This is a genomic window from Bacillus sp. ISL-45 (genome assembly GCF_018613195.1).
Classification (GTDB): Bacteria; Bacillota; Bacilli; order Bacillales; family Cytobacillaceae; genus Mesobacillus.
The window spans coordinates 35,441-49,086 of sequence record NZ_JAGGQQ010000019.1; the positions used below are offsets into that span (position 1 = coordinate 35,441).

The 13,646-nt window shown below is 42.6% G+C and carries 9 protein-coding genes and 3 pseudogenes; 9 read left to right on the forward strand and 3 right to left on the reverse strand.

The window, feature by feature from the left end; translation table 11 throughout:
- Positions 1–131: 131 nt before the first annotated feature.
- A pseudogene (locus tag J7E35_RS23370) lies at positions 132–257 on the forward strand (NAD(P)-dependent oxidoreductase); the annotation flags it as partial.
- Positions 258–505: 248 nt separating this feature from the next.
- On the opposite strand, the gene J7E35_RS19310 reads toward J7E35_RS23370, so the two are convergent.
- Complete coding sequence (locus J7E35_RS19310) at positions 506–646, reverse strand: hypothetical protein (RefSeq protein ID WP_214782706.1); 141 nt, start codon at positions 644–646, stop codon at positions 506–508.
- Between the two features lie 336 nt (positions 647–982).
- On the opposite strand from J7E35_RS19310, the gene J7E35_RS19315 reads away from it, so the two are divergent.
- Both J7E35_RS19315 and J7E35_RS19320 read left to right on the forward strand, forming a co-directional pair.
- Positions 983–1,999 (forward strand): STAS domain-containing protein, encoded by a 1,017-nt coding sequence (locus J7E35_RS19315; protein WP_214782708.1) that lies wholly within the window; start codon positions 983–985, stop codon positions 1,997–1,999.
- 235 nt (positions 2,000–2,234) lie between these two features.
- Positions 2,235–2,567 carry a hypothetical protein gene (locus J7E35_RS19320; protein WP_214782711.1) on the forward strand — a complete coding sequence of 111 codons (333 nt, stop codon included), beginning with the start codon at positions 2,235–2,237 and terminating at the stop codon, positions 2,565–2,567.
- Between the two features lie 68 nt (positions 2,568–2,635).
- Here the strand turns inward: J7E35_RS19320 and J7E35_RS19325 are convergent, their stop codons facing one another.
- Complete coding sequence (locus tag J7E35_RS19325) at positions 2,636–4,090, reverse strand: ATP-binding protein (protein ID WP_214782714.1); 1,455 nt, start codon at positions 4,088–4,090, stop codon at positions 2,636–2,638.
- Positions 4,091–4,284: 194 nt separating this feature from the next.
- Between J7E35_RS19325 and J7E35_RS19330 the strand changes: the two are divergent.
- Positions 4,285–4,823 (forward strand): annotated as a pseudogene (locus J7E35_RS19330) (sigma-70 family RNA polymerase sigma factor).
- Positions 4,824–5,210: 387 nt separating this feature from the next.
- Positions 5,211–6,683 carry a substrate-binding domain-containing protein gene (locus J7E35_RS19335; RefSeq protein ID WP_214782717.1) on the forward strand — a complete coding sequence of 491 codons (1,473 nt, stop codon included), beginning with the start codon at positions 5,211–5,213 and terminating at the stop codon, positions 6,681–6,683.
- A gap of 169 nt (positions 6,684–6,852) precedes the next feature.
- Here the strand turns inward: J7E35_RS19335 and J7E35_RS19340 are convergent.
- A pseudogene (locus J7E35_RS19340) lies at positions 6,853–7,389 on the reverse strand (AIM24 family protein).
- A gap of 419 nt (positions 7,390–7,808) precedes the next feature.
- Between J7E35_RS19340 and J7E35_RS19345 the strand changes: the two are divergent.
- The 4 genes from J7E35_RS19345 to J7E35_RS19360 all read left to right on the forward strand — a co-directional run bounded on the left by J7E35_RS19345 (position 7,809) and on the right by J7E35_RS19360 (position 13,622).
- Positions 7,809–8,048, forward strand: coding sequence for a heterocycloanthracin/sonorensin family bacteriocin (locus tag J7E35_RS19345; protein WP_251041151.1), 240 nt, complete (start codon positions 7,809–7,811; stop codon positions 8,046–8,048).
- A 149-nt stretch (positions 8,049–8,197) separates the two neighbouring features.
- On the forward strand, positions 8,198–10,108 hold the full coding sequence (locus J7E35_RS19350) for a putative thiazole-containing bacteriocin maturation protein (RefSeq protein ID WP_214782720.1): 1,911 nt from the start codon (positions 8,198–8,200) through the stop codon (positions 10,106–10,108).
- Entirely contained in the window at positions 10,105–12,054 is a 1,950-nt protein-coding gene (locus J7E35_RS19355) for a TOMM precursor leader peptide-binding protein (RefSeq protein WP_214782723.1), read from the forward strand. The genes J7E35_RS19350 and J7E35_RS19355 overlap by 4 nt, the downstream gene beginning before the upstream one ends.
- An 11-nt stretch (positions 12,055–12,065) precedes the next feature.
- On the forward strand, positions 12,066–13,622 hold the full coding sequence (locus J7E35_RS19360) for a SagB family peptide dehydrogenase (protein ID WP_214782726.1): 1,557 nt from the start codon (positions 12,066–12,068) through the stop codon (positions 13,620–13,622).
- The last annotated feature ends 24 nt before the right edge of the window (positions 13,623–13,646 follow it).

Below are 13,646 nucleotides of genomic sequence, written 5' to 3' on the forward strand. Positions count from 1 at the left end.
ATTGGAAATTGGCTGCATGGAGTTTTGTCTCTTTGCAGCCTTTTCATTTTATTCAGTTTCTTAGAGAATGGAGTATTCCCCATTAAATAATCGGGTAATACTGCTCATAGCGCGGGTAGGTGTAATAAGGCTGGACACCGCTCATTCCATCGAGTTTTTCGGGAGACCAGGTAGCTTTGGCTGGAAATCCCATGGACCGGCAAGGCCAGCTATTTGAGATAGCACCAACCTTTGTTTACCTGGAATCAGGCGATTAACGTTTCGTAACAGGGCAAACCCTCCACGTGAACGGCGGCCAGGTAACAGGGTCTTGAAGTAAGCATGGGATTCCTCTCATGCTTTTTTTTTAATAAAAGGCTAGTTTTAATTGGTTGTTGCACTTCGTACATGGATGGAGCTCTTTTCGAGGTGACTTCTGAGTAACTTGTAAAACCCAGAAGCCGGTTTTTAGAAAGTATCAAAATTTACGAAAAGAGCTTAGAAAAGGAGAAGGATCGTGACTAAATCACGAATCCTTTCTGATTTCATCCAGCTTACTCTGAACTTTAGCATTATGGTAAATGGTCAAACCTAAAATAATCGTACTCATGACACCGGATATAATAGAACTTCCGACTAGTAAACGATCCTTTTGAGTGTTTTTCATTATTTTCACCACACTTTCATTACTGGAAAAATTATTCTCTTAAAAGCGCTTATTAATTGAGCAAAGATTGGAGACAATCTCCCGAAAATGATGGTTAATTTCCTGTTAAAAACCGTTAATCTCTCGAACATAGCTCTGAATCAAGCCATTTACCTTATTTTGTAAAATAGAGTTATGCAGTTCTATATTAATTTACCCTTGGAGTATGAATATAAGCTATCTTCATACACTGATTAAATTGTCATTTTTGGCAGGAAATGAAAGAGAGTGAGTCGAAATTATATTGATAATAAATCTCGATTTTTTTTACATAATTTATTACTAGTAGGTGGATGAATGGAGATGCAAAAGAGTCTTGTTGTTGGCGGCGTTGATTTGAAGTGGGATTTGGCGACTGGAAAGGTATTGTTTGAGGGAGGGGACGTCGTTTTTTTCTGGGTTTCTGCCATGAAAACCTTCTTCGACACCATTAATGAAATCTCAGGTGAAGAGGCAACGAATCTCGTGCTTGAAACTACAGGTTACCGTCAGGGAATCATAGTGGGCGAAGGGTTCAAGGAAATGAAAAATATTGATACCTCCAATGTAGTCGATTGGCTGTCCAATACGTATGTTCCGGCAGGATGGGGATATGTGAAAGTTAATGAGATAGATCAGGAAAATAATATATTTACTTTATATATCAAGGATGACTGGGAATATAAAATGAATAACCTGAATGAACAGCAAAAAGATGGAATATTTGTGCCTGCACACTATGCTGGTGTATTTACCGGTCTATTTGGGATGAATTTTTGGTATAAGATTATCCAGCATCAAAGTGAAAAGAATGAATATACAATTGTAAAATACTTCCCTTCCGAGATCGATATACAGCAAAATATCCGTAACATGGCGAGGAAAAAAGAGGCCGAAGAAATCATGCAGCTTGAAGCGATGGTGGAAGAAAAAACGAGAGCACTTCAAGTTCTGGTAAAAGAGCTTTCTTCCCCGCTAATTCCTGTACTTGATGGTATTGTGGTGGTTCCTTTGATTGGGAGATATGATGAGGATCGTGCGGATGACCTGATTCAGAACACATTAAACAACCTGCCGAAATACCGGGCAAGATATGTTCTTCTCGATTTAACAGGGTTGAATAAAGACATCTCCATTTACACAGCAGAATTGATTGATAAACTAGGATCGGCTGCGCGTCTCCTCGGTGTGGAAGTCATCCTGGTAGGAATATCTGCGGAATTGGCGATAGAGATATCACATACACTGACTGGCCTAAAAAAATATGAATGCATGCAAACCCTTCAGCACGGGATTTACTACGCCCTTGGTAAAAGCGGCCGCAGGATTGTTTAAAATATCGAAGAGCAAATCAATTCCTTTGGTTACTATAAAAAATCAGTCGTTCTCAGTCGTTAAAGGTTAGAGTATAATTTGAAAAAGTTATGAAGAATAGCAGTTTCTCCATTCGCTAATGAATCTGACTGCTTCATTATGATGTTGTGGATAGAAAGAAGGGCAATTACAAAGATTAGATTTATAAGTTAAATTAGGGAATTCTGCGTAATGAAAGTAATTAGGGTGGATGTAAATGAACAAACATAAAGAATTTTATAGGAGTATGTTGTTCAGGCTATTTAAAATAAAACCTAAAAATGCAGGATGGACATCATTTGCTCCATTAAAGATTGTACCTGAATATATAGTTGATGTGAATAAAGGTCAAGTTACTGGAATTGTAAAACATGCGGAGAGAGTCTATTTGACTGTCATCGTTCACGTTCCTAATAATAGGATAATAACAAAAGGGAGTCTTAGAGGAATTCTTAAGCACACTAAGCCCTTTAAAAAGCACCATTACATAGAAATGATAAAAGGCGAGGCGGAATTTTTACTGCAGAATAAAAAATATCCAAACCGCTGACTCCATGTCAGTAAAAAATGCCGAACCCGTTTCTCACACACGGGTTCGGCATTCATTTTGCCAATTTATTATAAGTCATGACTGTGATCTTCCTGGCTGGAGGGGATATCATTTAAGGGTAGTGTAATTGTAACAGTGGTCCCTTCATCAACAATGCTTGAAAAATCAATTTTCCCCCCATGGTTTTTAATGATTTTTTGGCAAATCATCAATCCTAGTCCGGTTCCTTTTTCCTTTGTGCTATAGAAGGGTTCTCCCAATTTAGTCAGCCGGTCTTCTGGAATACCGGAGCCCTGGTCAATAACCTGGATTGAAGCAAGGCCAGTGTCTTTTGATATGGCAACGAGAATTTCGCCGCCTTTTGCCATTGCCTCAAGCGAATTTTGGATGAGATTGATTAATACCTGTTTTATTTTATCTGGCTCACAATTGATATATAAATTAGGTGTATCAGTTTTGACCTTTATGAAGGCATCTGATAAGGTTGCCTGGGGATTAAGCAAATTAACAATGCCGTTTACAAGGGAAATTAAGTCTACATGAGACAGATTGGAAGCTTGAGGCTTTGCAAGGACCAGCAAGTCTCCTACGATAGACTCTATACGAGCTAGTTCATCAAGGATGATTTCTGCATAATCTTCTGCTTCTTCTGCAGGATGCTCACTCAAAAGCTGGGTAAAGCCTTTTATTGCAGTCAATGGATTCCTGATTTCATGCGCGATCCCGGCTGCCATTTGGCCGATCACAGAAAGTTTTTCAGCTACCTGCAACTGGTCCTCTGTTTTCCTTTGTTCTGTAATATCCTTGATGATGACAAGGGAAACATCCCTATTCTTGAAGACCGTTGGAATGAGCTGCACCTCAGCCCTCTTCGAATCATTATCTTTACGGATTAAACTGATTTCAAGGTCACTGGAGTCTCTTGAATCCAGGCTTTCTTTAAGCAGCTTATAGTCCTGGGGGTCAGTATAGTCATACAATGACGTGCCAATTATTTCTTCAAAACTGGTTGCGCCCATTAATTTTTTACCTTGTTCATTAATGTAAGTCCACACTCCGTTTTTTGTGATAATGCCCATGGTATCCTTGGAATGCTCAAGGAACAATCGATCTCTCCTTTGATGTTCTTTTAATTTTTCCTCCCGATTTACGCGATTCGTAACATTTCTAGAAATAAGCACGATTTCAGTCTGAGAAAGACCCTTCGTGCTGCTTGATTCCAGCCACAGATAATCGCCTTCTTTCCGTCTGAAACGAAACAGGATCTCTCCATAACGAAATGTAGAGAAATATTGCTCTAAATTTTCCTGGTCCAATGGATGGCAAAAACTGAAAATGGATTGATCATTAAGCTCTGCCGATGTGTAACCAAAAAGAGTTTCACAGGAAGGCGATGAATATGTAAATCTTCCATCCAGGGAATGACAGGAGAGAAAATCTCTTGCGTTGATCAGTGCAAAGCTTAAATCACGGATATCTTTTATAACTGGGGCATAGGCTTGTTGAGTTTCTGCTTTCATCATTAAAAAGCCTCCCTAACAATTTATTTCTGAATAATATGTTAATGCGATTGAAATCCTCTTTCTATTTTACTAGACGAAAGAGAAATAGGACGAATATTATTTAAAATTTTTAAAAATTAGAACTTTTATCCTGTTTTGAATCACTAAAAATTTTTTGAAAAGTGCGTCGTCTATAACTATGAAGGGGAACGGTTGTGGATGAAATAACAGCAGAGATTAAAGAAATCGAGAATGCTGCAGAGGCTATAGATGAAATCCTGAACAAATCTGGGAGAGAAATTCTGCAGCTCGCGTTTTCGTATATAAAAAATAAGCAAATCGCCGAGGATTTGACTCTGGAAATTTTCGTAAAATGCTATAAATCACTTCATACATACAGCGGTAATCAAAGTTTCGGACCTGGCAGTGGAGAATTGCTTCCAATCACTGCAAGGATTATTTAAAAAGGTGGTATAACAAGAATGTCTTTACGACCGATTACCAGCCTATTTATGATTCAATCCAAAGTGAAAGTGTCGAGCAAACGGTGATCCAGGGCGAAGAAGATGGGCAACTGGCATCAGCCGTCATGGAGCTGCCGGTTAACTATCGGGAAGCAATTTATCTTTTCTATTTTGAGGAGATGTCGATCAAGGAAATTTCCCTCGTGAAAGAGATAAAAGAGAACACAATCACCAATAGAGTTCATTGGTGCCCTGATTTCTCAAAATCTGGATATTTAGGTGACCAATAGGGTTCATTGGTGCCCTGTATTCTCAAAATCTGGATATTTAGATCACCAATAGGGCTAATTGGTGCCCTGTATTCTCAAAATCTGGATATTTACATCACCAATAGGGCTAATTGGTGCCCTGTATTCTCGAAATCTGGATATTTAGGTCACCAATAGGGTTTATTGGTGCCATGTTATCTCAAAATCTGGATATTTAGATCATCAATTGTGTTCATTGGTGCCCCGTTTACTCAAAATCTAGTTTTTTATATCACCAATAGATTTCAATGTCGACTCCATTCATTTAGTTTCCAAAATTTATGGTTGCTTTCACAATAACATATTTACTAAAATATTCATTTAGTGTAAAATTACACTAAATAATATATGTTACTGGGGGTCTTCGAAATGAAGAAGGATGCCGGGTTTTTAATTATTTACTTAATACTTATGCCTCTTTTTCTATCATTTTTAGGGATGGCGGTTTTAGCAATTGAGAGTTATGGGCCGCCCATTATGGTATTGATCATCTCGATTCTTGCTCTGATTATAGGGTACCGTTTTGGAAAAAGGCCACAGGCTGTCTCGTTTCATGGTCGGTATCTTCCGGTTTATGCTCCACTTTTACTGACGGTGTTGCTTGCTTCCATTGGGATGCTTATTTCCAAAGGGTTTTTCGGTCATCAGGTTTGGGGAATCTTCGTATTCGGGCTGTTCCCGTTTTTGCCGAATTCTTTTATTTCAGCATTGATGGGAGAATTTATTCTTACATTTGCTGTGCCGTTCTCTTATTATTTATTCTTTTTGATCGGCTTTTTCGCTTCTGAACGGAGGAGCCAGACGAAAGTCAGCATCAAGAAGGGAAATCTGATCGCAGGCGTCGGTATTATTGCGCTGCTCTTGACTGTGATTGGGTCAATCTATATTGAGCGGAGCAAGCATATCCTCCCGCCGTCATATGGGTTTGATTATGGCAATGGCTTCTCGAGTGTTGACTTAGAACCGTACTATGTGACGAATCCAAATAATAAATTACCTAAGCTGGGAGGCCCGGCAAGTTTTAGTGTGGAAACTCAAAGTGATATGCCGATTTTGGATGGGGCAGAGGCAGCTTATCCAGTATATGCAGCATTCGCAAACGCGACATATAAGGAGATAAGAAGTAACAACACGCTTCCGACTGGTGAAGAGGTCGTTAGTTTTACGAATACGATCTATGCCTTTGAAAGACTAGTATCAGGTGAAGTAGACATATTTTTCGGTGCCCAGCCCTCGGCTTCGCAACAAAGCCTGGCAGAGAGTAAGGGGAAGGAACTCGTCCTCACTCCAGTTGGGAAGGAAGCATTTGTGTTTTTTGTAAATGAAAAAAATCCAGTTAAAAGTCTGACTTCAGATGATGTTAAATCAATCTACTCTGGTAAAATTGCCAACTGGAATGATGTTGGCGGTGAAAATAACAAGATTTTAGCTTTCCAGCGGCCAGCAGACTCTGGCAGCCAGACAATCATGGAAAACTTCATGGGTGATACGCCACTAATGCCCGCGCTGAAAGAAGAAGTGGCAGGAATGGGCGATTTGATGGAGGAGGTTGCCAACTATCGCAATTATAAGAACTCCCTCGGGTACTCATTCCGCTTTTTCACAACCGGCATGAACCCGAATGAAAAAATCAAACTGATCTCACTGGATGGAATAGAGCCATCACCAGAGAATATCGCGTCTGGTAAATATCCTTATGTGGTCAACTTATATGCTATCACGATAAAAGACAATCCGAAAAAATCGGTGCAGCCGATGCTTGAATGGATGCAGGGTCCCGAAGGCCAGAAGCTGATTGAGGAAATTGGTTATATACCGTTGCAAGGTGAGGGTACAAATTAGAAATTGCCGCTGCATTGCCCGAAAAAGTGCCCAGAAGATGAAAACGGTAAAAGCAGAGAGCCCTGCAATACTAACTTGATGCTTCCCGCTGCAGAGCCTTTGCGTAACACAATATTAATGTAAAAAAGGATGGTTCCGATATTTCAGGAACCATCCTTTTTTGTATACATTATTCGCCATCTATCATTCTGAAGACTCCGCCAAGGGCACTGCCTTCGCCTTTGTTTTGTCCTCCAGCTTGTGAAGCGGCCGCAAATACTCTGCTGGCAAGGCGGCTGAATGCAAGTGATTGGATCCAAACAGTGCCTGGTCATCTGAGTGTTGCAAAGAAAAGACCTTCTCCGCCAAATAGTGCTGTCTTTTTACCATATGATCTTGCCGCCATTTTGGCTTAAATCCATTGGAATAATCTTGCCAGGGTAAGGTGATGCGAAGGATATATGCTTCGCATCACGTCCAGTGTTCGTAAATGTGGTCATGAATAGGTTCTCACCAGTCAATAACCGTTTTCCGGCACCAAACAGTTTGCCAACCAAGCAGCCGCCACTACCGGAGCCTCGCCAAAAATCGTCTCCATTTCAATTTGCTGATTCATCATCATCAAACTGCCTGCTTCAGCTACAACCGTTTCATTCGGATCGAGCTCAACCTCTACAAACTGCATGCCATCGCCGTAAATTTTATAATCAATTTCATGGTTTCTCAATGCTTTTCCCTCAAGAAACATCAACTTTACATTGGAAGTTGCAGAATTTTTGAAAGGGTATTACTTCGGGAATCATGAATAATTTTGGCTGTTATGCGTCAAGAATTTCATTTTAATGGTAAGCACTTGCTTTCCCTGTCTCAGCACTAGTTTAAAGGCCGAAACAGTTAGGATTTTCGCCTTAAGAAGATCATCCGATTCATTTTAGAGATCCTCACAACTCAAAATAGGCTCTTGCATATGTGACAATGCCCACTTAGTCTACATAAATTGTTGAAGAGTATTCTTATTAATTAGTGTATTAACCTTATATACAGAAATATTTGCATATTGCTCAACGTTGTTTCTGGTTAAGTGGAGCCCTGTGAATTTATCGAGGAGGTAAATAAATGATGAATAACTTTCAAAATGAACTGCAAATGCTGAATGTTGGTGATTTCCAGGCAACTCAGCCGGTTAGCTGGGATCAAAACCAGTACCAATCAGGGGATGAGCGGATTTTTCTAGGATTGGGTGGTTTTGGCAGTTGCTTCGGTTTTTCTTGCTTCTTTAGCTGCTTTGGCTGCTTTAGCTGCTTTAGCTGTTTCCGCTGTGGAAGATGCGGACGCTGCGGTGGTTGCGGACGCTGTGGTGGTTGTGGCCGCTGCCATCGTGGATAAGTTAACCAATCCAGAATTTTGCCCCTGTGGAAGTTCTTGCAGGGGTTTTTCTTATTTCATCCCGAGACATAAGGGACAAATTGCGCTACATACGATGATAATGGAGTCAATGAAGTGAATAAAGGCATTTGCGCCTGAGGAGGAGTGAAATGGTGAAGCTGGACCCTTCTATGATATTGAAGGTGAAAAGAGATACGTTTTATCTCGCAGAACCGAACCGGGGTGTGTATTTAAGGAATAATTCATGTTCATTCCGTCTTGAAGGTAATGGTATTGACCAGTGGGTTGAAAAGCTGCTGCCAATGTTTAACGGGGAGTATTCGCTTGGGACATTGACCGATGGCCTGCCTGAACCTTATAGGAAGCAAGTTTGTCAAATTGCTGAGGTTCTTCTTGAGAATGGTTTTGTCCGGGATGTGAGCCAGGATGAACAGCATCATTTATCTGAGCAAGTCCTGAAAAAGTTCGCTTCGCAAATAGAGTTTGTTGACAATTTAGCTGGTTCTGGAGCATCAAGATTCCAGTCATTCCGCTACGCTAACGTTTTGGCCGTCGGCTCTGGTCCCATGTTGAATTCGGTCGTTTCCACTTTGCTGGAATCAGGTCTGCAGAAAGTGAATGTCGCTATTACAGATGAAATCCGGACCAATAGAAATAGGATGGCAGAGCTCGTGAATCAGGCACGAAAAACAGATTTGGAGGTGGAGTACGAGGAGTTCAATTGTAAGGATGGAGACTGGAACGAGCTGCTGATGTCTTTCGACTCGGTCTTGTATGTTTCACAAAATGGCAATGTTGAAGAATTGAGGCTTTTGCAATCGATTTGCAAGGAGGAGAGGAAAACATTCATTCCCGCTATCCAGTTCAAACAAACAGGCGTAGCAGGTCCATTGTTTGCTCCTGATTCTGAGCTCTGCTGGGAGTCGGCGTGGAGGCGATTGCATTTTACTGTTTTGGAAAAAGAGCCTATAGACTCTGCCGTATCCTTGACCACTGGAGCATTGCTGGCTAACGTTATGACATTTGAATTATATAAAGAACTTACGGGCGTTACGAAAACTGAACAAAGAAACCGGATCTATTTGCTAGATTTAGAAACTTTTGAGGGAAGATGGCATCCTGTTTCCCCACATCCATTAGTGACTGGAGCTTTTTCATCCATAAAAGTAGGAGATCTTGAAGATCGGCTTGACAAGGATTTTAGGAAAGCTGAACCTGAAAAACTTCTCCAGTATTTTAGTCTATTGACTTCAAAAGAGACTGGGATATTACATGAATGGGAGGAGGGGGACCTTAAGCAGCTTCCGTTGGCACAATGCAGGGTCCAGGCAGCCGATCTGCTGTCAGATGGGCCGTCTGAATTACTGGCAGCAAGGATTTGTTCAGGGGTCACACATGAAGAAGCACGTACGGAGGCGGCGTTGACGGGGATTGAATCATATGCTGCCCGCCTGGCAGAAATGATTGAAAACGGCGGGATTCTGGGTGTCGGTGCCGGTGAAACTTTTGCGGAAGCTGTTGGGCGAGGTCTGCAAAAGTGTCTCACAAAAGAACTGGATAATCGAATGCTCATTGAAAAAGAGTCGATCTCCCTTGTTGACCTCGAGCCGATTGAAGACCAGCGTTGCGCTTTTTATATTAAGGCTCTCACTACGATACAGGGAGCACCTCTAGCAGGGATCGGAAAGGAAGTTCGTGGTTTCCCTGTTATCTGGATCGGAACAAAGAGAGGCTGGTATGGAAGTGCTGGCCTGAATACGACTTTGGCATTAAGAAACGCTTTGCAGAATGCTTTATTCGATTATCAAAATGAGCCAGCTGGGGATGGAGCTCAAGCCCTGCAAGAGCCAGAAGTTCATTTTTCAGAAAGAGGTATGCAAAGCTTAAAAATTCCAGAAGATACTGGAAGGATCCAGCGTGAAATCCTGCAGGCAGCCATTGAGGTTCTTAAACAAAACAAAACCCAAATGTCAGTGTATGAATTAAGTATTGAACCGATTTTCAATAAGCAACTTGAAGGGGTATATGGTGTATCGCTGCGCGGGGAGGGATCGAGTTGAGTTCCTTCGTAATAATTATAGGAGAAGGCTGGCTGGCTGATTCGGTTGCTGAGGAATTATCCGCACGCTATCAAGTGTTCAGAAGGATTGATTTTGAGAATGGGCTGCCCGAAAAGTCAGAGTTGATGCTTGTCCTTCATGATTATTGGAACCCCATAGCGCATCAAAAAGCTGAAGAAGCTGTAAAACTGACTGGCAGTCCCTGGCTCCGAGCCTTTGTTTCGTTTGGAGAGGGAATCATTGGGCCGCTCGTCAGGCCTGGCACACCTGGATGTTCGCAATGTGCTGACCTGAGGAAGCTGCTTGGGGGGCAAGAGCGGAGCGAAATGCGTGAGGTGAAGCGAAAGCTGGAAGCCGAAAAAGAAACACCTTCGGATTCATGGGCATCGAAAAATGGCCTTCTGCATCTCGTTCATTTAATTGTAACCGAAGCAGACCGGGTTCTAGCGGGCAAGAAGAGCCTTTTGGCAGGACGGATGTATTTTACAGACTTAAAAACATTGAGTGGATCCTGGCATTCCTTCCTGGCAGATTCGCTGTGCCAGGTATGCAGTACCATTCCAGACGATTCAGCTTCGCTTGCGAAAATCGCATTAAATCCAAGTCCGAAGATCAGTGCCGGCAGCTACCGATGTACACCGCTTGATAAGATGAAGGAAGTGCTCGTTGCCGATTATTTTGACAATCGGACAGGGCTGTTAAACAGTAAAATGTACGATTTGGTCACCCCATTCGCCGATGCGAGCGTCAATCTGCCAATGATTACTGGCGGCAATGAAGGCACAGCCGGCAGGACACAGTGCTACGCAGAAAGCGAATTGACTGCCATACTGGAAGGACTTGAGCGCCACTGTGGTCTTCAGCCCCGCGGGAAGCGGACCGTCATCCATGATAGTTACCGAAACCTCGAAAAGCAGGCATTGAACCCATTAGAAGTAGGTATCCATGCAGATGAAGAATATGAAAAGCCCGGATTTCCTTTTCAAAAATTCGACCCAGACAGGCCGATGGATTGGGTTTGGGGCTACTCGCTGATAGAAGAGCGGGCGATTCTCGTTCCAGAGCTGCTTTCCTATTATAGTCTTGGATGCGGGTCAGCCGGATTTGTCTATGAAACGTCAAATGGCTGTGCGCTTGGCGGAAGCAGGGAAGAGGCGATTTTCTACGGCATCATGGAAGTGGTAGAGCGTGACTCCTTCCTGTTGTCCTGGTATTCAAAATTGAAACTGCCACGCCTCGATCTTCAAACGGCTGAAGATGAAGAACTGCTATTGATGACGGAGCGGATGCGAGCTGTAGCTGGATATGATTTATATTTATTTAATGCCACCATGGAGCATGGTATTCCAAGTGTCTGGGCGCTGGCAAAGAACAGGAAGGATACAGGATTGAACATAATATGTGCAGCAGGGGCCCATCTTGATCCGGTTAAGGCTGCCAAAAGTGCTGTTCAGGAGCTCGCGGGTATGATGCTCAATCTCGATGGGAAATTGGAAGGGAACAAGGAGAAATACTTGCAAATGCTTGATGATGACTCACTAGTGCGGGAAATGGATGACCATGGAATGTTATACGGATTGCTGCAGGCAGAGGGTCGTCTAGGGTTCCTGCTCGATGATGACCGGCCATTACAAAGTTTTCAAGGCGCTTTTCAAAAAGAATCACGTCATGTGGACCTGACGGAGGATCTGAAGGATATCCTCATAGAATTCCGACGGTTGGAGCTCAATGTCATCGTTGTCGACCAGACTCCTCCCGAATTAAGGAAAAATGGGCTTTATTGTGTGAAAGTATTGATACCGGGGATGCTGCCAATGACCTTTGGGCACCATCTGACTCGCCTCAAAGGGCTTGAGCGGGTGCTGTACGTCCCGATGAAGCTTGGTTATGTGAATAAACCATTGTCATTTGAAGAACTAAATCACTTTCCGCATCCGTTCCCTTAGGAGGCAGCAGAATGAATCTTGAACAATTTTTAATGGATCTTCAGTTTAATATAGAACGTGCCAATCAGGAAAACTGGGAACCTAACTGGGAAGACGCTCCACTACCATATAAACTTTATCGAGGATTGCCAGTAGTGCCTCTGTCAGGGGAGGTGCCTTTGTCCCTGGCAGAAAACAGCCAGCCAGCAACGCCGGGTATCAAGGAGATTGGACATTTCCTCTGGTATGTTTATGGAATTACGCAAGTAAGCGAGTCGCTTTTTTCTGATGAGGTATATCCAGCCCATACCTATAGGAGGCATGCTCCTTCGGGCGGGGGCCTTTATCCTAACGAACTTTATCTATATTTAAAGCTAGAGGATCTGCCTGAAGGGATCTACCATTATGACCCAGCCCATCACCGCCTTGTTTTGCTTCGGGCTGGAAACTTCGATTCCTATATTGCTTCCGCTCTTGGAGACCGTTGCGATATCTCTTCCTGCTTTGGGACTGCATTCGTTTCTACGATGTTTTGGAAAAACTTCTTTAAATACAATAACTTTTCCTACCGGCTGCAAGGACTGGATGCTGGGGTACTTATGGGGCAGCTTCTGGCAACGGCAAAACGTTTTGGTTTCGCTTCTGGTGTTTACTTTCAGTATCTGGATTCGGCAATCAATCATCTTCTCGGATTATGTGAGCAGGAGGAGAGTGTATATTCAATTATTCCCCTATCAGTGAAAACGACCAACTGGTCTGCAAATGGAGCAGCTTCACGCAATAACATAATGTCTGAGGATTTGAAAAGGGAACTGAAACCGGTTGTATTTAAGAGATATGAAAGGTCGAGGAAAGTTTTAGAGTTTCCGAAATTAATAGCATTGAAAGAGGCCTCAAAACTGGAGTCGACCGAGTCGTTTAACAGGCTATGTAACCCGCCTTGTGAAGTAGAGGGAAATCGAAAGATCACACTCCCGCAAACTGAGTCATTACCATTCGATTTGGCAGAGGCAAGCAAAAAACGTTCTTCTCCAGAAATGGATTTTGTTTTAACCAGGATTAGTCAGCAGAAGCTGGCATCCCTACTGCAAGAGTCAATGGCAGCTTTTTCATACAGGAATGATTTGGACGAAATTTATTGCAGTCAGGATCCCAGAGTTTCAATATACGGCTGTTTCTATAATACAGATGGTATCCCCAATGGAGCCTACTACTACAACTTTGCAGAACATGCTTTACAAGAAATTCAGCAAGGGGACCATCGTTTGGGTTTACAAACAGGGTTGTCAATTGATAACGTCAACCTGATGCAGGTACCAATTTGCCTGCATGTCGCTGGCAATAAGGAATTTTTTCAAGGAGAATTAGGATACAGAGGCTACCGGATCTTACAAATGGAAGCAGGAATGCTTGTTCAAAATTTACTTTTAACAGCATCTGCACTTGGGTTAGGAGGCCATCCCCTGCTAGGGTTCGATGCAAGCAGGGCCGACGAGCTTTATCGAATGAAAGGAAAAACCAGCCTAATCCAGATACCAATCGGCTCATATCGACCACGTCAATGGTTAAAAGGGAGTTTGCATAGCTAGGAAAGCAGGTTGATAATGAAAGGC